This is a genomic window from Rhodoglobus vestalii, from assembly GCF_006788895.1.
Lineage (GTDB): Bacteria > Actinomycetota > Actinomycetes > Actinomycetales > Microbacteriaceae > Rhodoglobus > Rhodoglobus vestalii.
Genome location: NZ_VFRA01000001.1, coordinates 2,208,268 through 2,228,859, shown reverse-complemented (window position 1 = coordinate 2,228,859; position 20,592 = coordinate 2,208,268). Strand labels below are relative to the sequence as shown.

Annotated in this window: 24 protein-coding genes, 1 tRNA gene and 1 riboswitch; of the genes, 7 read left to right on the top strand and 18 right to left on the bottom strand. The window is 60.5% G+C overall.

Going from position 1 to position 20,592, the window contains the following annotated elements:
• Nucleotides 1-1,019: 1,019 nt before the first annotated feature.
• The 9 genes from FB472_RS11000 to pstB all read right to left on the bottom strand — a co-directional run bounded on the left by FB472_RS11000 (nucleotide 1,020) and on the right by pstB (nucleotide 8,372).
• Complete coding sequence (locus FB472_RS11000; protein ID WP_141990924.1) at nucleotides 1,020-1,385, bottom strand: hypothetical protein; 366 nt, start codon at nucleotides 1,383-1,385, stop codon at nucleotides 1,020-1,022.
• The gene (locus tag FB472_RS10995; RefSeq protein WP_141990923.1) at nucleotides 1,376-1,723 is read right to left on the bottom strand and encodes a hypothetical protein; all 348 of its coding nucleotides are present in this window, start codon (nucleotides 1,721-1,723) and stop codon (nucleotides 1,376-1,378) included. Before FB472_RS10995 ends, FB472_RS11000 begins: the two co-directional genes overlap by 10 nt.
• Nucleotides 1,724-1,921: 198 nt before the next feature.
• Entirely contained in the window at nucleotides 1,922-2,968 is a 1,047-nt protein-coding gene (locus tag FB472_RS10990; RefSeq protein WP_141990922.1) for a DDE-type integrase/transposase/recombinase, read from the bottom strand.
• Nucleotides 2,965-3,390: a hypothetical protein gene (locus tag FB472_RS14235; RefSeq protein ID WP_215730437.1), complete on the bottom strand. Its 426-nt coding sequence runs from the start codon at nucleotides 3,388-3,390 to the stop codon at nucleotides 2,965-2,967. The genes FB472_RS10990 and FB472_RS14235 overlap by 4 nt, the downstream gene beginning before the upstream one ends.
• Before the next feature lie 327 nt (nucleotides 3,391-3,717).
• Nucleotides 3,718-4,041 carry a DMT family transporter gene (locus tag FB472_RS10980; protein ID WP_141990921.1) on the bottom strand — a complete coding sequence of 108 codons (324 nt, stop codon included), beginning with the start codon at nucleotides 4,039-4,041 and terminating at the stop codon, nucleotides 3,718-3,720.
• A 9-nt stretch (nucleotides 4,042-4,050) separates the two neighbouring features.
• Nucleotides 4,051-4,115: riboswitch (guanidine-III (ykkC-III) riboswitch) on the bottom strand.
• 249 nt (nucleotides 4,116-4,364) lie between these two features.
• Nucleotides 4,365-5,306: a phosphate ABC transporter permease PstA gene (pstA, locus tag FB472_RS10975; protein ID WP_215730436.1), complete on the bottom strand. Its 942-nt coding sequence runs from the start codon at nucleotides 5,304-5,306 to the stop codon at nucleotides 4,365-4,367.
• Nucleotides 5,303-6,298, bottom strand: coding sequence for a phosphate ABC transporter permease subunit PstC (gene pstC / locus FB472_RS10970; RefSeq protein WP_141990920.1), 996 nt, complete (start codon nucleotides 6,296-6,298; stop codon nucleotides 5,303-5,305). The genes pstA and pstC overlap by 4 nt, the downstream gene beginning before the upstream one ends.
• Before the next feature lie 78 nt (nucleotides 6,299-6,376).
• Nucleotides 6,377-7,459, bottom strand: coding sequence for a phosphate ABC transporter substrate-binding protein PstS (gene pstS / locus FB472_RS10965; protein WP_215730435.1), 1,083 nt, complete (start codon nucleotides 7,457-7,459; stop codon nucleotides 6,377-6,379).
• A 130-nt stretch (nucleotides 7,460-7,589) separates the two neighbouring features.
• The gene (pstB, locus tag FB472_RS10960) at nucleotides 7,590-8,372 is read right to left on the bottom strand and encodes a phosphate ABC transporter ATP-binding protein PstB (RefSeq protein ID WP_215730496.1); all 783 of its coding nucleotides are present in this window, start codon (nucleotides 8,370-8,372) and stop codon (nucleotides 7,590-7,592) included.
• A gap of 279 nt (nucleotides 8,373-8,651) precedes the next feature.
• Between pstB and FB472_RS10955 the strand changes: the two genes are divergently transcribed.
• On the top strand, nucleotides 8,652-9,383 hold the full coding sequence (locus FB472_RS10955; RefSeq protein WP_141990919.1) for a winged helix-turn-helix transcriptional regulator: 732 nt from the start codon (nucleotides 8,652-8,654) through the stop codon (nucleotides 9,381-9,383).
• 566 nt (nucleotides 9,384-9,949) lie between these two features.
• Here the strand turns inward: FB472_RS10955 and FB472_RS10950 are convergent.
• The 3 genes from FB472_RS10950 to FB472_RS10940 all read right to left on the bottom strand — a co-directional run bounded on the left by FB472_RS10950 (nucleotide 9,950) and on the right by FB472_RS10940 (nucleotide 11,704).
• The gene (locus FB472_RS10950) at nucleotides 9,950-10,135 is read right to left on the bottom strand and encodes a hypothetical protein (protein ID WP_141990918.1); all 186 of its coding nucleotides are present in this window, start codon (nucleotides 10,133-10,135) and stop codon (nucleotides 9,950-9,952) included.
• Between the two features lie 245 nt (nucleotides 10,136-10,380).
• Complete coding sequence (locus FB472_RS10945; protein ID WP_141990917.1) at nucleotides 10,381-10,683, bottom strand: hypothetical protein; 303 nt, start codon at nucleotides 10,681-10,683, stop codon at nucleotides 10,381-10,383.
• Between the two features lie 466 nt (nucleotides 10,684-11,149).
• Complete coding sequence (locus FB472_RS10940; protein ID WP_141990916.1) at nucleotides 11,150-11,704, bottom strand: hypothetical protein; 555 nt, start codon at nucleotides 11,702-11,704, stop codon at nucleotides 11,150-11,152.
• Nucleotides 11,705-11,861: 157 nt separating this feature from the next.
• Here FB472_RS10940 and FB472_RS10935 point away from each other — a divergent pair, with 157 nt between their 5' ends.
• Both FB472_RS10935 and FB472_RS10930 read left to right on the top strand, forming a co-directional pair.
• A complete protein-coding gene (locus FB472_RS10935) occupies nucleotides 11,862-12,077 on the top strand; it encodes a DNA-binding protein (protein ID WP_215730434.1) in 216 nt (71 codons plus the stop codon).
• Between the two features lies 1 nt (nucleotide 12,078).
• Entirely contained in the window at nucleotides 12,079-13,251 is a 1,173-nt protein-coding gene (locus FB472_RS10930; protein ID WP_170192083.1) for a tyrosine-type recombinase/integrase, read from the top strand.
• A 97-nt stretch (nucleotides 13,252-13,348) separates the two neighbouring features.
• On the opposite strand, the gene FB472_RS10925 is transcribed toward FB472_RS10930, so the two are convergent.
• The 4 genes from FB472_RS10925 to FB472_RS10910 form a co-directional block, all read right to left on the bottom strand.
• A tRNA-Arg gene (locus tag FB472_RS10925) sits at nucleotides 13,349-13,420 on the bottom strand.
• A 29-nt stretch (nucleotides 13,421-13,449) separates the two neighbouring features.
• Nucleotides 13,450-14,124 (bottom strand): CHAP domain-containing protein, encoded by a 675-nt coding sequence (locus FB472_RS10920; RefSeq protein WP_246078189.1) that lies wholly within the window; start codon nucleotides 14,122-14,124, stop codon nucleotides 13,450-13,452.
• Between the two features lie 331 nt (nucleotides 14,125-14,455).
• Complete coding sequence (locus FB472_RS10915) at nucleotides 14,456-14,953, bottom strand: HNH endonuclease (RefSeq protein ID WP_141990913.1); 498 nt, start codon at nucleotides 14,951-14,953, stop codon at nucleotides 14,456-14,458.
• Nucleotides 14,954-15,288: 335 nt separating this feature from the next.
• Nucleotides 15,289-15,990 carry an iron-dependent transcriptional repressor DtxR gene (locus FB472_RS10910; RefSeq protein WP_141990912.1) on the bottom strand — a complete coding sequence of 234 codons (702 nt, stop codon included), beginning with the start codon at nucleotides 15,988-15,990 and terminating at the stop codon, nucleotides 15,289-15,291.
• 40 nt (nucleotides 15,991-16,030) lie between these two features.
• On the opposite strand from FB472_RS10910, the gene serC reads away from it, so the two are divergent.
• Together serC and FB472_RS10900 are read left to right on the top strand one after the other, a co-directional pair.
• The gene (gene serC, locus FB472_RS10905; protein WP_141990911.1) at nucleotides 16,031-17,143 is read left to right on the top strand and encodes a phosphoserine transaminase; all 1,113 of its coding nucleotides are present in this window, start codon (nucleotides 16,031-16,033) and stop codon (nucleotides 17,141-17,143) included.
• A 9-nt stretch (nucleotides 17,144-17,152) separates the two neighbouring features.
• Entirely contained in the window at nucleotides 17,153-17,398 is a 246-nt protein-coding gene (locus tag FB472_RS10900) for a DUF2530 domain-containing protein (protein ID WP_141990910.1), read from the top strand.
• Here FB472_RS10900 and FB472_RS10895 read toward each other — a convergent pair.
• Together FB472_RS10895 and FB472_RS10890 are read right to left on the bottom strand one after the other, a co-directional pair.
• Complete coding sequence (locus tag FB472_RS10895) at nucleotides 17,395-18,024, bottom strand: DUF3027 domain-containing protein (protein WP_141990909.1); 630 nt, start codon at nucleotides 18,022-18,024, stop codon at nucleotides 17,395-17,397. The two genes, FB472_RS10900 and FB472_RS10895, sit on opposite strands and share 4 nt — an antisense overlap.
• Nucleotides 18,017-18,400, bottom strand: coding sequence for a cold-shock protein (locus FB472_RS10890; protein ID WP_141990908.1), 384 nt, complete (start codon nucleotides 18,398-18,400; stop codon nucleotides 18,017-18,019). Before FB472_RS10890 ends, FB472_RS10895 begins: the two co-directional genes overlap by 8 nt.
• 64 nt (nucleotides 18,401-18,464) lie before the next feature.
• Here FB472_RS10890 and FB472_RS10885 point away from each other — a divergent pair, with 64 nt between their 5' ends.
• Nucleotides 18,465-18,731, top strand: a complete 267-nt coding sequence (locus FB472_RS10885) for a hypothetical protein (RefSeq protein ID WP_021809441.1) — start codon at nucleotides 18,465-18,467, stop codon at nucleotides 18,729-18,731.
• The gene (locus FB472_RS10880; RefSeq protein ID WP_141990906.1) at nucleotides 18,688-20,574 is read left to right on the top strand and encodes a helicase-associated domain-containing protein; all 1,887 of its coding nucleotides are present in this window, start codon (nucleotides 18,688-18,690) and stop codon (nucleotides 20,572-20,574) included. The genes FB472_RS10885 and FB472_RS10880 overlap by 44 nt, the downstream gene beginning before the upstream one ends.
• Nucleotides 20,575-20,592 lie beyond the last annotated feature (18 nt).

Sequence of the window (20,592 nt, the reverse complement as noted above, 5' to 3'; positions counted from 1 at the left end):
CCGGGGGCAGCCTTCGGCATCGGTGGGGTTGTGTGGGCTACGCAACGAATCGTGGTCGGCACGTTGACGTTTCGTTGACCAGGTAAGGGTGACGTCATGTAGTTCATGTGGGGTTACCAGACCGGTCAGGCAGATGACGGAATGGGTGACGCTGGAGGTAAGCGGTTGAGGTAACCAGACCGGTCAAACCAACACGGGGGCAACACCCAACCACCGGGCGAACAACGTGAGCGCACGCAGTGCCAGTTCCGTAGCGGAGTCGACGAGTGAGCGCAGCGAACCGGAGCGACAACGGAACGAACCGCGCGGAGCGTGGTTCTATGCGGGTACAGCGCGCAACGGTGTCCCGCAGTTTATTGACCAATATGGGCGAAGCCTTGGTTATACGGAGGGAGATCGGAGCGGCGGCGGGTGACGGCTTGGGGGTTTTGCGGGGCTGGGAAATGACCTTCATGGCTCATTTTGCGGCGTATTCCGAGCCCTTTGGGGGAGAAAAATCCGTCGGACTTGGGACGCCTGTGTGTAGGCATTAATGTTCAGGACTGTGTCTGTAATTGCCGACGAAATCAAGCACCCAGAATGCTGCGCATTCGTCGGCAGCTCAACGGCTTTGTGAAGGCAGTGGGCGCGTCAGTTGCGCAAACTGAAATATCCTAGGCGTTTGCTGTGGAATCAGCATTATGTGTCGCACCAAAGCGCGGCTCCGCGTTGTTTCTGAGGACGCTTTTGGTAATCACAAGCTCACCAAGTAGGAAAATGTTTTACAGTTCTTCTGCGGCGAAGCGGGACGCGAGTTTGATGCCCCAGTCGCAGTACCCACTGCGACTGAGTCCGACCTGTTTGAGTGCATGGGCGGTTGAGAAACCAGATTTTTTGAGTGCTCGGACAGCCAGAACTTGTCCGAATCTGAACTGTCGATGCGCCTCCATAGAAGCTCGCCGAGCTTCATTCTTCGTCGCAAGTCGAAGTCGCTCCTTATGGGGGGTCTGCTGCAGGAGTAGGTGACATCTTGACCTGACCTACAGCAGGTCGAGCACTGGTCCTATCGATATTTCCGCGGGGTTGTAGCGGCGCCAATCAAGGCTCATGTCCACAGATACCGTCTCGCCTGCGGGGTTTGTGGCCACGAAGCCGAAGAATGTTGCGTCCCGTTTTCTCGTGCTGATTGTGAATCCATCAGCACGAAGTTTCGTAATAACTGCATCAGCCGCGGAATCGAATCCAGCCGCATTATCGAATGTGCTGAACCAATCGGCGTCGTCGGTTAGGCGAGTTGAGATGCCGTGTTCGATGAGAGCACCTGAGCCTGCCAACGCGAATCCAAAATCACGGGCGGCGTTCAGCCCCGCTTTTGTTACTGCGCGCTGTATGTCGGTTAGCGCCACGAATGACCTTTGAGCTGCACGAACGTCGATTCCCAAGTTTCGATGCAACGCTGCGGGAGGACGAGGCTGTCCCAAATGTCGAGCAACAGGTCCGCGTCAAGCCAAGTCTCCTGATCTTCTCGGGTACCGATTCGAATAACAGCCTGATACATCCGCTGGAGATCAGAATGATCGGTCAAATCAACGTACTGCTCGGGCCCCCAATAGAGAGCGCGAGGAAGCTCGATGATGCCACCGGTCGGGCCACGGAGTGCGTCCAGGCACGACGGGGTGGCATAGGAAACCGAGTTCGCGTATGTCTGCTTCACCGCCATGAGTCCGATCCCTCCCACTGCCATGCTACTTCCATGCGCGGCAGCGGACCCCAGCCAACGGCATTGGGCGGGATGTTGACCAGCCCAGCTCCCAGCCGCGAGCGAGATGAACGGTCCGCCAACCGTGCAGACCATCACACTATTCGACTCAACGGTGATGGCATCCCAGGATTTCCTGGACGTCGATCCGGAATTTGTCAAGTCAAGTGAGACATCTGGTTTCTAGACTGTTTCTGTGATGGCGGTCGTCGCTGGTGTCTCCTTCGCGGGCTCGTTGATCCAGATCTCTGTGCTGATCTGTGGTGGCTGGGGGCGGCGATTGAAGCGCTCCGGATGCTCGATCCACGCACGGTTCAGCGTCGCTTGGCGGTCCTCGTCGATATCGGCATAGGTGCCTTGGTGAACGGACGCGGGTGTGTGCCAGCCGATCCCGGAGTGATGGTGCACGTGGTTGTAATCGGTGAAGAATGCGTCGCAGAATGTTTGCGCTTGGGCAAGGGAATCGAAGTGGTGTGGGAAGTCGGGCACGTACTTCAGTGTCTTGAACTGGGCTTCGGAGAACGGGTTGTCGTTGGAGACCCGCGGCCTGGAGTGTGATCGGGTGATGCCGAGATCAGTCAGGAGCATCGCGACGGTCTTGGAGGTCATCGAGGTGCCCCAGTCGGCGTGGATCGTGTGCGGGCGTGACCCGTTGCGGGCTACGGCCTCGTCGATGAACTCGGCCGCGACGACGGAGTCCTCAAAGGAGCGCACCATCCATCCCGGTGAGTACCTCGAGAAGATATCGATCAGTGCATACAGGTGGTACCAGACGCCTTTGACCGGGCCGCGTAGCTTCGTGATATCCCACGACCACACTTCCGAGGGTCCAGTCGCGAGCAGTTCCGGGATCTTCTTCGCCGGATGCGACGCGAGTCGGCGACGTTCCCGGACCTGGCCTGCGGTCCGGGCGATGCGATACATCGACGACATTGAACAGTAGTACCGGTCCTCGTCCAGCTCCCGCGCCCAGATCTGACAGATCGACAGATCCGCATAGGCGGGCCGGTTGATCACCGCCAGCACTCGCTCTCGCTCGTCCACGGTGAGCGTCGAGGGCGGTTTCGTCCGCTGCGCCTGAGGTACCGGATCAGCCTTCTTCGTCGGAGGGTTCACCCGCCGGTAATGCGTGGCCCGGGACCTGCCGGTGAGCACGCACGCGGCAACGACCGTCAAAGACAGAGCGACCAGCTCGGTGAACGCGGTGTCCATGATCGTCTCGACGCTCATCGGCTCGGTCCTGTCTCGGGCGGACTCTGGGGACTGCGCTCGGAGAGCAGCTCCAAGAGCCCGTGTACTTTTCCCATCACGTCCAACGCGGCCTGGGTCTGCGCCAGCTGCTGTGTCAACCGCTGATTCTCAGCCTCCAACTTCACCGCCTGGACCGCTGTTCCGGGGTCCTTCGAGCGGGACTTGCGCTCACGCTTATATGTCGTCCCGGCCGCCTCGGCGTCCCGAGCCTTGGCCCACTCCGCGACGAGGGTCTGGTAGATCCCCTCGCGGCGCAACACCGCGGACTTCTGCCCGTGCGGGGCCGCCTCGTACTCCGCGAGCACCCTGGCCCGATACTCCGCCGGATACGTCCGACGCACCGGCCGAGCGGCCGGATCCGTGACCGAGTCCTCGGTCGTCGGGGGTCGTGATTCTTCCATGATGGTGATCCGTTCCCCGCCCTCTCAAAGGCTCACCCCACAACCGCGGGGTGTCTCACACCAGCCTGACAGAGAGGGGATCAGCCGGTCGACTGGGTATCACGGGGTTCCTCGTTAACTAGTTTGAGGGCCAGTTTCAGAGGAATGAAACCGACACTCTCCCTTGCACCAAGAGTGTCCTGCAATCACATTCTGCAGTAGCTGTCACAGCAAACAGCTTCTGCCCCATGAATGTATAACGGAAAGATAACGCTGTCTAGTTACCGTTCCGTTATTTTTGGAAATTTTCCAGAAAAGGTTATCTATCCGGCGGTTATGGCCACACAACTAGCGTGACGAGTCGACGAGCTTGAGCCCGACGACACGTCCGATGAGCCCCATGATGAGCAGGACTTTTACCCAAGACACGGATTCGGTGCCGAACACCATTGTGTAGGTCAAGGTGAGCGCAGCACCGATGCCGACCCATACCGCGTAGGAGGTGCCGACGGGCAGTTCGCGCATCATAAAGGCAAGCCCACTCATGCTCGCCATGAGAGCGACGCCAAACACTACGGTCGGCCAGAGCTTCGAGAAGCCCTCGGACTTGCCGAGCGCAGTTGCCCAGACGACTTCGAACACTCCAGAAAAAATCAGAATTAGCCAGTACACAACAGTCTCCTTGGCCAGTCTTGTCGCGTACCCGGTACTGATCCGTCGTCGGGAGCCGTCGGTGCAGCTACATCACCGCGGCATCAAAGCCGCTGCCACTTGGCAGGGCTGCTCTGTGCGACCTGCGTGCGGAAGCCTCACGCGAGCCGGGCACCTGCAAAGATCTACACAACCTGAGGGTTCGCGCGATACTCGTTCTGGGGCGCGCCCGCCGCTGGGTATCCCCGGTCGGCATTGCCCTGATCGCCGTGGTCGGTGTCGTCGCTAATCGGGCCGTCGAACACTCGATGAAGTTCTTCGCGTAGCTGGCGCCCCCGCAAATCTCAGATCCGGTGCGCTTTGGTTGCGCGCGCGCCGATGTACCGCGCGATGACGGTGAGCACCATCACGATCACGAGCAACGACAAGGCTCCACCCCACGCACGCTCAATGCCGGGATCGAAGGGCTGCCCCGCACCGCTGTAGATCTGCAACGGCACCGCGCCGATTGCGACGTTGAAGAACGCCCAGACTATGTTCACGTTGCCGAATGCGGTCAAAATCAGCGGGGCAGTCTCGCCCGTTCCGCGCGCTATGCCGAGCATCACGCTTGTCGTCAGGCCGGGCGCCGCAGCAGGCAGTACGACCTTCGTCGTGGTCTGCCACTTGCGCGCACCGAGGGCGAAGGCCCCTCGACGCAATTCCTGCGACACCGTCTTCAGCACTTCCTCTGATGAGCGCACAATGATCGGAAGCATCACGATTGCGATGGCAACAGCGCCCGTGAACCCCCCAAAGCCGATGACCTGTCCGCTGCCGAGGATGAGGATGGCGTAAACGGCGAGTCCGACAAACACCGACGGGATGCCGGTCATGACGTCGGTGAAGAAGCGGATGATGGTGGCAAAAAAACCCTTTCCATAATCGACAAGGTAGACCGCGGCGGCCAGGCCGATCGGCACCGCCATGCCGATCGCCATGAGCATCATGATGCCGGTGCCAACGAAACCGGCAGCATAGCCGCCCCCCTCGCGTGCCGGCGGGGGCTCACGCTCGGTAAAGAATTCGAGCGAGATCGCTCCCGCTCCCTCACGCACGACCTCGGCGACAATCAATACAAGCGGGATAGCCGCGATAATCATCACCGCTCCGAGCAGGTATTTGGTGAAGACATCGCGGCGGGCCCGGCCAGCCGCGTTCGCCCCACGCACCATAATGCTCACGTGACCGGTCGGCGTGGTCTTTCCCGCCTGCTCCGTGGACTTCTTGTCGATTAGGTCGGTCATAGTGCGTCTCCCGCCGAAGCTGAGCGTGCGAACCGCCAGACGATGAGGCGGGCGATGACATTCACGATCATGGTCACAATAAAGAGCACGACGCCGATGCCCATGAGCGCGGTCAAGGTCTCCGGCGAGGCGTCCTGGAAAGTCGAGGCGATGTGCGATGCCAGCGAGTCACCGGGAAAGAACAGGCGGGTGTCCCACTGTTGGGAGCCGCCCACAAGCATGAGCACCGCGATCGTCTCACCGAGAGCACGTCCCAATCCCAGCATCGTGCCGCCGACGATCCCGCCGAAGCTTCGAGGGATGACAACCCTGCTCAATACCTCGTTCCTTGTGGCTCCCAGCCCGTAGGCCGCCGCGACCTCGTCGGGAGGTGTTGTTGCCATGACCTCGCGCACGATCGCGGTAATGATCGGCAGAATCATGATGCCGAGCACGAACCCAGCGTGGAAGTAGTTGGCGTTGGGCACCGAACCGCCGAAGTAGGGGATCACCTCGCCAAGCGTCGCGTTCACCCATTTGGTGACGGGGTGCAGCACATTGGGCACAAACCAGAGCAGCCCCCAGAGGCCGAAGATGATCGACGGCACGGCTGCCAGGATTTCGACGGAGTACGAGAGCACAGTGCGTGCACGCTTCGGCGCGTAGAAGTTGATGTATAGCGAGACGCCGATGGCGAGTGGAAGTGCCATCACCACCGCGATCACAGCCGTGTAGAGCGTTCCGAAGATGAAAGGCCAGGCGCCGTAAGTGCCGGTGAATTCGGTGCGACTGTATCCCGCCTCCCAATCCTGCCCGAAGAGGAACTCGAAAAAGCCGGTGTACTCGAACACCGGCCACGCGTCGATCAGTGTGCGAATTACCATTGCAGCAAGAACTATCAGCACGCTGCTCCCGGCGAGAACGAGCAGCGCGGAGAATGCGCGATCCGAGTACCGCCCGAGTCCGCGGCTGCGCAGCGCGCTGGCGGGAGTTGGCTTGTCGGTGAGAGTCATGCCGTCCTTCGTAATTTCGGCCGGAGGGCGAGAGAACAGTGGCGGAACCTCGCGGGGTTCCGCCACTGTCAGGCGGAGCTAGTTTTTGCTGTTGATTCGGTCGATCGCCGCCTGCACCTTAGGCTTGAGACCTTCGCCCAGAGGGGCGTAGCCCAGGTCAGTGGCGAGAGCGTTTGCCTCGTCGCTTTGGGTTGCCCAAGTCCAGTAGCTCTTCAGTAGAGCCTCCTGGTTCTCGTCGTAGCCGCACTCCCAGGCGAAGATCCAGTTCGAGCCCGCGATCGGGTAACCGCCGCCGCCAATTCCGAGGATGTTGTACTGGAAGCTCTCCGGAATTTCAAGAACATCGAGCGCCTCGGTGGTTGCCTCAAGCGTTGCCTCCACGGCGTTGCCATCAGCGTTAACAACGGCCGCGGTCGGCAGGTCGTTGATGAGCGCGTAAGCCTGGTTGATGTAACCAAGACCACCGTCGTTCTGCTGTATACCCGCCGTGACGCCCTCATTGCCCTTGCCGCCGATGGTGCCGGAAGGCCACTGAGCCTCTGTGCCGTTGCCCAGTTCCCAGTTGTCAGCTGCATCATCGAGATAGACGGTGAATACCGACGTCGTGCCGGATCCGTCTGAGCGGTGGACCGGGATGATTTCGAGGTCTGGCAGGTCGAAGTCGGGGTTCAGGGCGGCGATGGCCGGGTCGTTGTAGTTCGTGATCTCGCGCTGGAAGATGGCCGCGATGGTCTCGGCCTCAAGAACTAGGCCATCGAACTGGTCATCGCCAAATGCGATCGTCACCGCGCCAAAGAGCACGGGGAACTGGATAGCGTCACAGCCGCGGATCTCGCTTGCCTCGGCAAGCGTCTCGTCGTCTAGAAACTTCTCTGAAGAACCGAAGTCGACTGTCTCAAGCAGGAACTGCTCGATGCCGCCGCCGGAGCCGATGGACTGGTAGTTGATCTGGACGCCGGGCTGAACGTCGCCGCTGTAAGCGAATGCATACTCCTGAAAAACGGGGTCCGGGAAGCTGGCCCCGGCACCCTCAAGATTTCCCGCGAGGGATTCGGTAGGCTCCTCTGCACCGGGCTCGGCGTCGGTGGCGCACGCGGAGACGGTCATCACGAGTGCCGCGGCGAGCGCGACACCCATCATGCTCTTGCTGCGAATAGTCATTCGGATTTTCCTTACCTCAGGCTTAGTGGAAGTGAAGCGAGCTGTTCGCTTCGGAACCAGACTGCGGAGCGCGAGTAAACACCTGCTTGCGCTCAGGTGAACGGCGGGTGGACCGTCAGTCAACGATTGGTTACCCGAACCGGCCGGAGATGTAATCTTCGGTCCGCGGGTCTGAGGCATTCGAGAAGATCATGTCGGTGCGGTCGAACTCGACGAGCGCGCCGGTGCGTTCGCCTTTGTCATCGTCGATATCGACGGTCAGGAAGGCGGTCGAGTCTGACACGCGAGCGGCCTGCTGCATGTTGTGAGTGACGATGACGATCGTGTAGTCGTTCTTCATTTCGCGCATGAGGTCTTCGATTCGAAGAGTCGCGATGGGGTCGAGGGCGGAGCACGGTTCATCCATCAGGATCACTTCCGGGTCGACCGCGATGGCCCGCGCGATGCAGAGGCGCTGCTGCTGGCCACCCGAGAGCGAGAAGCCGCTCTCTTTGAGCTTATCTTTGACCTCGTCCCAGAGAAAGGATTTCCTCAGGGATTCTTCCACCAAGTCATCCATGCTGCCCTTGTAACCGTTCAAGCGCGGGCCGAACGCGACGTTGTCGTAAATCGATTTCGGAAACGGGTTCGGCTTCTGGAAAACCATGCCGATGCGTCGGCGAACCTCGACCGGGTCGACATCAGGGGCGTAAATGTCTTCACCGTTGTAGAGAAACTTGCCCTCGACTTTAGCATTGGGGATCAGGTCGTTCATGCGGTTGAAGGCTCGCAGCAGCGTGGACTTGCCGCATCCACTCGGTCCGATCAGAGCGGTGATCTCGCGACGCGGGATCACCATGTTCACGCCCTTCACCGCGGTGAACGAGCCATACTTGACGGTCGCTTCCTGAAGCTCGAAGACGGTACCGAACATCGCGCGCGGAGAGCGGCCGGCACCTATCTCGACGCGCACGTTGGCTAGGGTGCTCACGGGCGTCTCGACGACCGCAGCTCTGTCTGGCTGCATGATTCCTCCGGAGAAGCGGATGGCGCGGAGAGGGTTTCCAAACCGCATCCCTCTAGTCTGGCTGCCCAAGGTGAACGGCTCGTTAACGACGGTCTACTAATCGGTAAAGGATGGACGGATTTCATTCAACCTCCGTTCACCTTCAGATTCTAATCTGGTATCTGGCACAGATCGCAGGGAGTCCCGATGAAGCATTTGGCGCGCGACGGCGTGGCATGGCCGACCGCGATAGCATCCCGTTGGCCGCCGCGCGTGTCCACCTGCGAGTCGCCAGGCGGCCTCACGTTTGATTCTGCTGACGAATTTCTGGGGCGAGGAATCGAACTCGTCTGCCATGCCACGCCCGCGGAAGCCCTGATCGCCCTCACGAGCGAAAGCCCCAACGTCGTGCTCGTGCCAACCGACATAGTTGGCATGGACCCAATTGCGTTCGTGCGTGCCACCCGCTCATGGGCGGATGTTCCGATCATCATCGGCATGGCCGCCGGACCCAGCGCGGTCGAGACTGGCACGCGGGCGCTCGCCCTGGGCGCAAGCAGGCTCCTCGACCTTCCGTTGAATGCGGGAGCGCTGGCCGCCTCTGTCAAACACCTTGGACTACCCGCGCTCGAGTCCGCCGCAATTCTTCACGTGGGCGACCTGAGCCTCAACCCGCAGTCGCACCAAGCCGCCCGGGGAGGGCGCGTGATCGAACTCTCGCCTCGCGAATTTCTACTACTCAGCTACTTGATGCGGGAATCTCCCCGAGTCGTGAGCGCCGACGAGCTGGCCGAGTACTTAGGGCTTCCCGCAGTATCCGACCCGAAAAGCATCCGCGTGATGGTCGGGCGCATCCGCCGCAAGCTTGAGGACTCGAGCGGCGACTCGCTGCCGCTCGCCACCATTCGGGGATTTGGCTATCGAATTCTAGGCACCTGAGCCTCGGTGCCAGTGATTGCTCGCTCCTGCATCCGTCGAGCAGGCGCGCGTCGTCGGGAGCTTCAGCTCAACGCGGCGCGCGCAGCGGTGTTGTCGCCCGCGAGTTCAGCGACGACCGAGTGTCCTGCTCGTATCCGGTCGCGAGCAGTGTGTTGGCGTCCGAGTGTCCTGACCTCGCCACGGCAACGTACTTTCCCGCGAAGGCGGCGCGGCCTTAGCTCTGCTCATGCCCGACGGGTCGCAGTAACGACCTTTGTGGTTCGCCAGGAGCTTCCGAGTTATGGCACGAACGGCCCCGGAGCTGCACAAACTTCGACTCCCATATCTCTGTGCAAAGTCGCGGAAGTACAAGACTGGCCCAAAGGGCGACCAGTAGGTCTGCGTCAAGCCAAGCTTCTTGGTTCTCCTGTATACCGATGCGCACAACCGCTTGATACATGCGTTGCAGATCGGAATGGTCCGCTAAGTCAACGAGCCGCTCGGGACCTGTTAACGCCGGTCCAAAATAGGGCCAATAGTGCCGGGCGGCAGAACTGGCCCTATTTTCGACCGGCGTTAACAGGACCTCAATAGAGTGAGCGCGGGAGCTCGATAACACCACTGGCTGGGCCTCGAAGTGCTTCCAGGCGCGAGGGGGTGGCATAGAAAACTGTGTTCGCATACGTTTGCTTCGCCGTCATGACCCGAATTCCCTTCCGTCGCTGTTGCAACTCAACAATCTTGGCAGCCAGCTCAGGTGTTGCCGCTGACATCAGTATTCCTGATCCTCGTTGACGAAACCGTGATTAAGGATGGACGCTATCGATAGCCACTGACTGCCTGTCGAGCTTCAAGCCGCGACCTCACTCCACGCGTCCAGCAGGGTCCACTGCACTAACCAACTCACAGCAGACTCTCCAGGCTAAAAACCCGCTCCCCTGCGTCTGGCAGGGCGGACGCCCAACACCGAGCAACCATAACAGCCGCCCCGATTCTGGGGCGTCCCCGGCCTCGGCCGCTACCTGTTGATGATGTAATTTGCGAACGCGCAAGGCATGATGCCAAGATTCCAAGCACATTCCGTTTGCGAGCGGTTGCCAGCCACCATCTCAAACACATTGTGGAAACCTTCGTCCTCGAACGCAATAGCGACCAAGACACCACATTGGGCAAGTCGGGGCTGTACGCCAGCACAGAAGCCATCAATCATCTGGGCCGGCTGGTCCGCAGCTCCCGGCCAAGCCGACTCGAAAGCATCGGCAAGCTGCGTGAGTTGCGCATCCGAATAATCCTGGGCCGTGGTCTTCGTGGTCTTCGTCATTGTTGGTCCTGTCTGTGATGCTTACCGGTAGCGAAAACCTCGCTACCGTTGTCACGCACAGCCCCTATGCGACAGGAAAATGACCGGTGGGAATTATCTGTTTCGCATACGCAGTCACCAGCTAAACGCTGAATGTGCACGCGAGCTAAGGCCGCGCTCGCAGCACTCCTGCCAACGGTATGAAGCCGAGGCAATGTGCGACTTCGAAGGCAACGGCAAGAAGACAAACCAGCCCGCATCAAGAGATCGCCCCGTGTTGCAGCGGACAACATTCGGAGGGCGCATCGTTGGCGGCGAGCGAGCAGCCTGTATCAAACTTTTACGAAAACGCCGCGCTCCAGCACCGTTGTTTGGGGCATTGGTGACGATACATACCTAGATCAGGGTGTGTTCGGGTTCTCAGGGGAGGGCGCGTCACTGCGTCCCAGCTCGCGCAAGTCCAGAACGCCGACTGCTATCAGTGAACTCAGCCATTGCCCCAGCCCAACTGGCCACCGCGCGCGACGGTCGCACGATCGGCATCTCCGACCAGACTCTCGCTGGCACGTGACAACGCTGCACACCGGGCGGCCATACCTGCCGGTGTGCGATCACCGCGCGGCGGAAGTGGCGCGTCGCCGGAGAGGGTTTGGAGCAGCTCCGCATAACCGTGGAAGGCATGGATACGGTCATCTCCGAGGGCGGTGCCCCGGACGATGATCCAGAGTGGATCGCTCGGATGGGGTTTGTCGTATGACTCCGGACGGCCACCGTCTCGGGACTTCGATTGTTCAACCATGGCTCGACTCTGCGCGGCTGATTCTGGGGTGTTTGCGGCCGAAGACGGAAGGGGAGCCACAGCCTCATCCGCGGGTAGGCGACCAACCGGCAAGTCCGCATCGCAGAGCTGGCGCACCAACGCCTTCCACCCTCTAGAGATGCCGTCGCCGCCATGCAAGGCTGCCCCATACGCGGCGATAAGCACAGTGCCTCGCGGGTCCATGACGTGCTCACGATCGCTCCATTCGTTGTCATGTTCCACGCGTTCACAGTGCGCGACAGGGCTTATCCCAGCAGATCCCACCCGGTCCATAACTTGTCGCATAGAGGGTGCAAGCGGCCCTCCACCTTTCGAGGTCGCCCCGGAACGTCCCGCTCGGGCCGGTGCCGCGCATGTAAAGGTGCAGAAGGAGTACATCATGACCACCATCACCGAAGCAGCCACAACAGCGGCACTGCCTGCCCCCGTGTTTTTGAACGAAGAAGGTGCGGCCGCGCGGCTGGTCCTTCGCCCTAAGACTCTCAGGAATTGGCGCGCAGCCGGTATTGACGGTCCCCCGTACCTGAAGCTTGGGTCGGCCGTGCGTTACAACATCCAGGCGTTGGATGCCTGGGCTATGTCGAAGGCGGTCTGATGTGGGACGGCCACCATTGGACATCGGCTCTCACGGCACCATCTCCGTTGCGGGCAGACCAGGCGCATGGACCGCCCGCACGCGGTTCCGCGACAACGACGGGAAAACCAGACCCGTCGAACGCGGTGGTGCGACGAAGGGGCTAGCAAGAGCAGCACTTACAACAGCGCTCAGTGAGCGTGCCACCAGCACCCGCGACGGTGACCTCACCGGTGACAGCACCATCACCGAACTGCTCGACATTTGGTGGGAGGCAAAGCTCACCGAATCGAGCCTCAGTAACGGCACCCGAGTGAACTACACCGACATCATGTCCCGCATCATCAATCCCGGCCTTGGTGCACTACGGCTCAGGGAGGCAACCACCGGCCGAATCGACCACTGGCTCGTCGGAGAGCGCCGCACCCGCCCGGTCCAATCAGAGCTTGCACGCACCATCCTGTCGCAATCGTTTGCGCTCGCTGCCCGCCGTGATGCAGTCATGGGCAACCCGGTCAGCGCCGTCTCGAAAGCGAAGGTCAAAACACCGACCCCGCGGGCGTTGACCGACGAAGAACTGGTGCGATTCCGTGCGGCCGTACGTTCACCCCGAAAGAGGGGCAACGCCTATCTTCCCGCAGTATTCGACGTGCAGCTCGCGCTCGCGCTCAGAATTGGCGAAGTGCTGGCTCTCACCGCCGGCGACTTGGACCTGGATAATCCTGACGGCGCGCGCGTGCACATCAGGGCTACCGTCGACAACTCATCGACGCCCATTGTGCGGCAGACTCATACAAAAGACGGACCCGAGGGGCATCGTACCCTCTTGGCGCCAAACTGGGTTGTGAGCATTCTTCGCGAACGAGCGGCACTGGCGGGAGCGAACAGTTTGCTATTCGCATCCTCGCGCGGCGGGCTCATCAACCAGCGCCACGTCCAGCAGGCGTGGCTGCGACTCAGGGATGCAGCCGACCTGTCGTGGGTGACGCCTCACAGTTTGCGGCGCACCGCCTTGACCCGTATCGCCACGTCACTCGGCGTCGACGCGGCGACCGCCTACGCCAATCACAGCTCAACCGCCATCACAGAGAAGCACTATGTTGAAGCCCAACAGCACCTATCACCCGACGTCAACTCGGCGCTAGAAAGTCTGGCTCCGGTGCCACATCTGGCATTGGTCGAGAAGGCGAGTTGACAGAGTAAACGTTGAGTAAGTGAGGGGCCGGGCGAAAGTCCTGTCCCTTTTGCTACGCCAAGCCTACGGTAAAGTGGCCCTGACCAGCATTTTTATGTGCCCCTGGAGGGATTCGAACCCCCAACCTGCTCCTTAGGACGGAGTTGCTCTTCCGTTGAGCTACAGAGGCTGACGGTTCGAGTGTAGCTGAGTCGCCGACTACTGGCCGGGTGGGTAAAGGAAGGCGTCGACGTCGGCGGCCGCAAGAATGCGCTGACCGTATACGCGGTTCACGTAGTTGTATTCTTCGACCAAAACGCTGCCATCGGCGTTAACCGTCTTCACGTAAGCAATATGGTTCTCCCAACCGAACCAGGCCACAGAACCCACGACCGGTGTTGCGCTGACGGTCCAGCCGTGCGCATCCCACGCGGCTTTCCACTGGGAAGCATTTCCACCGTTCGGGGTGAGGTCAGCCCATGCCCACCGGAACGGAGCTGAGACCGACCCGACATCGCGGTTCAAACGCCACGCAACAAAGTCGGTGCACTGGCGAAGATAGTAGTTGAGAGGTGACAGTGAGTAGCCACCGGTTGCCCACGGGTAGTCATCGCCGAGTTCGCGAGCACCCGATGCCGCATACACGGCGTTCTCCGAAGCGATCGCCGATTGCTGCCGGATAACTTCCAGATCTTCGGGCGAAGTCGCCTCAAATTGATCGCGCTCAAGCTCAGGAAGTGCGAGGTCGGCGCTGACCGTAACGGACTGCGCGCTCACCGTTGACGAATCTGCGACAGCCACGGGCTGAGCGGTGGCTCCGCCCGCGACAAGAAGCTCGCCTTGCCCATGAGCGGGCAATCCAGCAACCGCAAAAAGTCCGCCAATGATTGCCATGGACGCCAGAGCCTTTACAGGATTGCGACGGGCGCGCCTCGTCGAACCGATAGGGCGACGCCGATCGACTGGGCTATCCGCAGGTTGCGAGAAAGCGGGTGGGACCGTTGCACCGCCTAGGGTCGTTGCACCTGCTGACTGCCGAGCTGCACGTGCTTCGCGACGCGAGGCGAAGACAGGAACACCGGCGGAAGCGTCGGTCGCAGGTACACCAAAGACTTCGTTGTTATCTGGTGACAAACGGGACAAACGAAAACCTCACAGTGCAGAACATTCGAGACACATAGGGGGCACATCTCGAATATCGGGAATAATCACAACAGCATAACAGCTATGCGGCTGGAGCCAAATATTCTTCCCAATCTGGGAGTGCTCTTTCAATTCCCCGCACGAGCCACGCGCTAGTGTGAGGCGGGCGTGGCTTCGTCAGCAAGCGCCAGTTCATCTCCGCAGGAGTGCGATTACCCTTCAGGTTGTTGCATCGCAAACAGCAGGCCACTAGGTTTTCCCAGGTGTCTTCGCCGCCACGCGAACGAGGCAACACGTGGTCGATAGTGGTGGCTGATCCCCCGCAATAACCGCACCGATTTGCATCGCGCCGCAGCACCCCCCGGCGAGAGACCGGCAGTCGACGTGTCGACGGGATGCGCACGTAATTTCGCAGGATGATGACCGACGGGCGATCCCAGGATCCGTTAGTCCCATAGACAGGATTCTCCGAATCGGCGGCGATAATCGTCGCTTTCTGATTCAGCACGAGCACAATCGCTCGCTTGAAAGACACGACTGCGAGCGGCTCATAGCCGGCGTTCAGTACCAGTGTGCGCATTATCATCCTCTCGAAAGAGCCTGCACGGCTTGCAGGCAATCGACTTCCTTGAGGCTCTGCGAATGGGAGGCAGAAAACATAAACGCACCGTCGTAAGACGATGCCTAGTGATTCTGCGCGCGAAAACTGCCACGCACAGGACTGCTGTGTCGTATGTAGAAGCGAGCACGCGCATCCACGGTTTGGATGCTGCACCTACCTAACATTCGATTCTCCGGTTCATTCGGGAACTCCAAGGGGTATAGGCTAACCCAATTTTTCAGGCTTTCCGCACGCAGGCGCGCCGCATCGAATGACGAGACGGTAACGGCTCGGTGAACACCAAAATCAGAAACTTAGATGCTGGGCTTCTCTACAAAGATGTGCACAGCCACTTCGTTGGGAAGCTCGAGACCCTCACCGAATCCCTCAACGGTGACCGCAACATAGGAGTCCGCCGCGGAGAAGGTGGCCGTCTTACCGGGTACGACCCCCGCATTAAACAACTGTTGCAACAACTCTGGCTCGAACTGCACAGGCTCACCCAGACGACGGATGCGACCCGAAACGGGCACCAAACTCTCCGAAACCAGCTCCACAATGTTCACCATCCCGGCACTGAACGAGGCTGCGGCAACGCCACCCAACTCTTCCAAACCGGGAATCGGATTGCCGTAGGGCGACTCGGTGGGGTGATCGAGCATCTCGATGAGCTTGCGCTCAACCTGCTCACTCATCACGTGCTCCCACCGGCAGGCCTCATCGTGCACGAGAGCCCAATCGAGCCCAATCACATCGGCAAGCAAGCGCTCAGCAAGCCGGTGCTTTCGCATCACCTGCGTGGCACGGCGGCGACCCTCCTCGGTGAACTCAAGGTGGCGGTCGCCTTCGACGACGACAAGGCCGTCACGTTCCATGCGGCCGATAGTTTGCGAAACGGTTGGCCCAGAGTGGCCGAGGCGTTCGGAGATGCGTGCCCGCAGCGGAACAATATTCTCTTCCTCAAGGTCAAGGATCGTGCGCAGGTACATCTCGGTGGTGTCAACGAGATCGGTCATGCGACAAGACTAGCCCCAACCGGCCAATAGAATCGGACGCATGCCGAGCTTGACAATTCCCACCGACCTCCTTCCAGCCGACGGACGATTCGGATGCGGCCCATCCAAAGTGCGCCCCGAACAGATCGAATACTTGGCGTCTGCAGCGCACACGATCCTGGGCACCTCACACCGTCAAGCGCCCGTTCGTGACCTTGTTGGTCGCGTACGTTCGGGCCTGGGCGAGCTGTTTCAGATTCCTGACGGCTACGAAGTGATCATGGGCAATGGTGGTTCCACCGCATTCTGGGATGCTGCGGCATTCGCCCTCATCGAACGTCGCAGTGCCCACCTCGCCTTTGGCGAGTTCGGTTCTAAGTTCGCGAAAGCCGCCGCAGCGCCCCACCTCACACCCCCTCACGTTGTGACTGCCCCGGGCGGGTCGCGGGCCGAACTCGACGAGCTCCACGGTGCCGACGTGTTTGCCTACCCACAGAATGAGACCTCAACAGGTGTGATGGCTTCTGTGCGACGGGCCGACGGCGACAACGTGCTCACAGTGGTTGACGCGACAAGTGCGGCGGGTGGCATCCAATTCAATGCCAGTCAGGCGGATGTCTACTACTTCGCACCGCAGAAAAACTTTGCCTCGGATGGTGGGCTGTGGATTGCCCTCTTCTCCCCTGCCGCAATCGAGCGTGTCGAGCGCATCGCCGCCTCGGGCCGCTACATCCCCGAATTCTTGTCCCTCAAGAATGCGATCGACAACTCGCGTCTCAACCAGACGCTCAACACTCCAGCACTCAGCACCCTGCTGCTGCTCGAAAACCAGATCGACTGGATCAATGGCAACGGTGGACTCGCTTGGGCGGATGCCCGCACCCGCGAATCCTCGTCAGTGCTGTACGACTGGGCGAACTCCCACAGCCTCGCGACCCCTTTTGTCGCCAACCCAGACCACCGCTCGCAGGTTGTCGTCACCATCGACTTCGATGACTCAATCGACGCGGGAGCCATCGACAAGGCACTGCGCGCAAATGGAATTCTCGACACGAACCCCTACCGCAAACTCGGTCGCAACCAGTTGCGCGTCGCCACTTTCGTCGCAATCGAACCGGGTGACGTACGCAAGTTGGTCTCGTGCTTCGACTACATCATCGCCAATAGCCGCTAGCCTGAGACCGTGCGCATCTGGCTCAAGGACTCCGAACGGCGGCCCGACCCTGAAGTGGTCGAGACCGACGACCGCAAGGCGATGCTCGTGGGCATCGTGTTGTGGGTGCTCGCCCTAGCCGTTTTGCTGCTTTTTATCGAGCCGCTGAACGCTGCCGGCAACCTGTGGTGGCTGTGGACAGCTGTTGCAGGGCTCGCGCTTGGGCTCGTCGGCCTGATGTACACCCATGTCAGGCACGGAAAGCGGTCGGACTAGTCGTCTTCCTCTGAATCGTCATCGTCATCGTCATCGTCGTCTAGCTCGTCATCGTCATCGTCATCATCGTCTAGCTCGTCATCGTCATCGTCATTTAGCTCGTCGTCGTCATCGTCATCTTCTGACTCCGCGTCATCTAGCCCGTCGTCATCGTCGTCTGGCTCATCGAGGTCGTCAACGTTTACGCCGTCGTGGTCGCCCCCACGGAAGATCCCAGAGTCATAATCATCGTCGTCGTCATCGTCATCATGATCGAGGTCGTCGTCGTCATCGTCTTGGCCTGCGGCTTCGTCTGCAGCGGCCTTCTCGACATCCGCTGCTTCAGTTGCCGCCTGAGCAGCTTTGTAGTCCGCCAGTCGTTCAGACCACGGAACCCAGTCGGGCGACAGCAGTGCGCCCTCGGCGGGCATCAGTTCTGCTTCGAGAACCGTCGGCTCGGCACCCTCTACATGGGCGATGCTGACGGTCCAGTTCCAGCCCGGGTAGCCGCGCATCGCCGAGGCGAAGATCACCGAGACGGTGCCGTCACTTTCGACCTGTTCACCAGCAAGCGCACCAATCGACGCCGTATCCGTGATTTCGAGGAGTGCACCCCGTGCGAGCGCGTCGTACCGGCTACTAAGCATCTAGTTCGTCCGCTACCTTTCGCAGCATCGAGGCAATCTTGGCGGCGTGAGCCTTGTCGGGGTAGCGCCCCCGCTTCAGGCCGGAACCAATACCATCCATGAGCTTGACGAGATCTTCAATAATCACGGCCATGTCATCGGCGGGCTTGCGATTGAGTTTGCTCATGCTCGTGGGAGCTTCCATGACGCGCACCGAGAGTGCTTGCGCACCCTTCTTGCCGTCGGCGATACCGAATTCGAGACGGGTACCCGCCTTCACCCCTGTCGTGCCAGCCGGCAGCGCAGAGGCATGCAAGAAGACCTCTTGGCCTTCATCACTCATGATGAAGCCAAAACCCTTCTCGTCATCGTAAAACTTAACCTTGCCGGTAGGCATGGGCATGCTCCTTTGTAATCGTGACTCAAGCTTAGAACGTTTGCGAGCGCGTATCCTTGTGACTGTGACAAATCATTCAACTGAACGCGACCTTCGCATCGAGCGTGTGCTCGCTTACCTCGTCGCCATCTCGATCGCACTCGCCGTACTGAGCTTTGTCGCCGTCGTTGTTGCCACGGCAGCAGGTCAACAAGATTTTGACACCGGTGCGTGGCCCGCAGTGCTCACTATGCCCTACTTTGCTCTGCCGTTGGGTGTTGCGTTCATCATCATCCTTCTGGTGTTCAATGGGCGCCGCCGCCAACGCGAATATAGGAACGGCCACAATTAGCGACGCTGCTCTTCTGCTCGCCGCTCAACTGCGCGCACTAGACGATAGTCAACTTCTCGAGTTGTTGCGCTCGCGCGTTGTGCGCAGCAATTCTGTCAGCGATTTCTTTGACCTCGCGGATGCTCTGCAGCAGACCGCCTCCCTTGAGCGGGTTCTTCGCACTCTTGACCGTCCCACGCTGGCAACTGTGGCTGTTGTTTGCGAGTCGGCGTCGATCACAGCACATGACCTCGCGGGAGTACTGGGCCGGTTCGGCACCGATCCGGTGGCAGTGCAGCAGCGGCTCGATCGACTGGTCGATCACGCCCTGCTCATTGTGCGCGATTCTCTCTACAGTTCCCCGGATGGCGTCATCGATCATCTCAGCCGCTGGCCCGCCGATGGCTTTCCTTCGACCGGCGAACTTCTGCAGACCGCTCCCCCCTCGACCCTCACCTCGGTTGAGCCCACCGAGCGTGCCTCTCTCGACCGCATCGCCGCCGAGAATGCATTCGCAACAACCAACGAAGTCACTGAACTTCTCAACCAGTTGCGCACGACCCCGGTTCGTGACCTCGCCAAGGGCGGGGTCTCGTTACCCGACTCGAAACGTCTCGCCGTAGCGATGGCCGTGCCGCTCGACAAGGTCGCCAGCCTCGTGGACATTGCTGAGCGTGCCGGTCTTGTTGCCGCAACGAATGCCCAATGGATGCCCACCGTCAACGCCACCGAGTGGATGTCGCGCTCCGCAGACCAACGCTGGCTGCACCTCGCCGAGGCTTGGCATCAGGGAGTGCCCGACGACATCCGCACTATCTTGGCTGACCGCACCCAGAGCTTCTGGGGCGATGGCGTCGAAGATTACGTGCGCTGGTTGTTTCCGGCGGGCGTCGACTGGATGCTCGAAAAGTTGCGCCGCTACAGCCGGGATGCACAGTTGCTCGGCGTGACCGCCGAAAGGCTCCCCAGTACCGCCGGGGTGGCACTGCTCACCCGCACCCCCGCCGAAGCCGCTGAGGCGATGGCTGACCTGTTTCCGCAGGAGGTGCACCGAGTGTATGTGCAGCCCGACCTCACGGTGATCTCGCCCGGGCCGTTGGCGGCGCAACTGGATGCTCGCCTGCGCACCATTGCCGATGTTGAAACTCGCGCTCTGGCATCCACCTATCGCATTTCGCGGTCGAGCCTGCACCATGCAATGACGCTCGGTGAAACGCTGGAGGGGATGCGCCAATTTCTGGCAGAGATTTCGCTGACGGGTGTTCCCCAGCCGGTGGAGTACCTGTTGGTGGAAGCGGCGTCGCGTCATGGCCTTGTGCGGGTCGGCGCCCACGGGGCCGCCGGAAGCTATGTCACCTCACCCGACTCTTTGTTGCTTCAGTCAATCTCAGTTGACCCCAACTTTGGCCCATTCGGGTTGCGTCAAGAGCCCGATCGTCTCGTCTCCCGCTTCGGTGTCGAGCAACTGTTTTGGGCCCTGAGCGACGCCCGGTACCCTGTTGCTGCCGAAGATGCCGACGGCACCATTTTGTCCCTGCGTCGTGACCAGATCAGCGATCCCGATGCTACTGAGCCGCAGGATGCCCAGCCGGAGCAGTTGCTAGCGAAGCTTCGTGCAGGCCAGGGCGGCAATACCGGTGATGAGGATCAGGCGTGGCTATCTCGGCAGATCGAGGTCGCCATCCGCAACAAGTTGCTGCTGACAGTCACCGTGACGATGCCCGATGGTCGTGAGGTGGTGTACACCCTCGAGCCGTCGAGCGTGGCCGCGGGGCGGATGCGCGCACTCGACCGGGGGGCAGATATCGAGCGCACCTTGCCGCTGTCAAGCATCATCGCGGTGGAAGCGACCACCGAACGCTAAGCATCCGGGCGTAGGCTA

Coding starts and splice junctions, on each gene's coding strand:
- FB472_RS10995 (WP_141990923.1), bottom strand. CDS start 1,723: ATGGCAGTGGGAGGGATCGGACTCATGGCGGTGAAGCAGACATACGCG.
- FB472_RS10990 (WP_141990922.1), bottom strand. CDS start 2,968: ATGAGCGTCGAGACGATCATGGACACCGCGTTCACCGAGCTGGTCGCT.
- FB472_RS14235 (WP_215730437.1), bottom strand. CDS start 3,390: ATGGAAGAATCACGACCCCCGACGACCGAGGACTCGGTCACGGATCCG.
- pstA (WP_215730436.1), bottom strand. CDS start 5,306: ATGACCGACCTAATCGACAAGAAGTCCACGGAGCAGGCGGGAAAGACC.
- pstC (WP_141990920.1), bottom strand. CDS start 6,298: ATGACTCTCACCGACAAGCCAACTCCCGCCAGCGCGCTGCGCAGCCGC.
- pstS (WP_215730435.1), bottom strand. CDS start 7,459: ATGACTATTCGCAGCAAGAGCATGATGGGTGTCGCGCTCGCCGCGGCA.
- pstB (WP_215730496.1), bottom strand. CDS start 8,372: ATGTTCGGTACCGTCTTCGAGCTTCAGGAAGCGACCGTCAAGTATGGC.
- FB472_RS10955 (WP_141990919.1), top strand. CDS start 8,652: ATGAAGCATTTGGCGCGCGACGGCGTGGCATGGCCGACCGCGATAGCA.
- FB472_RS10950 (WP_141990918.1), bottom strand. CDS start 10,135: ATGTCAGCGGCAACACCTGAGCTGGCTGCCAAGATTGTTGAGTTGCAA.
- FB472_RS10945 (WP_141990917.1), bottom strand. CDS start 10,683: ATGACGAAGACCACGAAGACCACGGCCCAGGATTATTCGGATGCGCAA.
- FB472_RS10935 (WP_215730434.1), top strand. CDS start 11,862: ATGACCACCATCACCGAAGCAGCCACAACAGCGGCACTGCCTGCCCCC.
- FB472_RS10920 (WP_246078189.1), bottom strand. CDS start 14,124: ATGGCAATCATTGGCGGACTTTTTGCGGTTGCTGGATTGCCCGCTCAT.
- FB472_RS10915 (WP_141990913.1), bottom strand. CDS start 14,953: ATGCGCACACTGGTACTGAACGCCGGCTATGAGCCGCTCGCAGTCGTG.
- FB472_RS10910 (WP_141990912.1), bottom strand. CDS start 15,990: ATGACCGATCTCGTTGACACCACCGAGATGTACCTGCGCACGATCCTT.
- serC (WP_141990911.1), top strand. CDS start 16,031: ATGCCGAGCTTGACAATTCCCACCGACCTCCTTCCAGCCGACGGACGA.
- FB472_RS10895 (WP_141990909.1), bottom strand. CDS start 18,024: ATGCTTAGTAGCCGGTACGACGCGCTCGCACGGGGTGCACTCCTCGAA.
- FB472_RS10890 (WP_141990908.1), bottom strand. CDS start 18,400: ATGCCTACCGGCAAGGTTAAGTTTTACGATGACGAGAAGGGTTTTGGC.
- FB472_RS10880 (WP_141990906.1), top strand. CDS start 18,688: ATGGGCGCCGCCGCCAACGCGAATATAGGAACGGCCACAATTAGCGAC.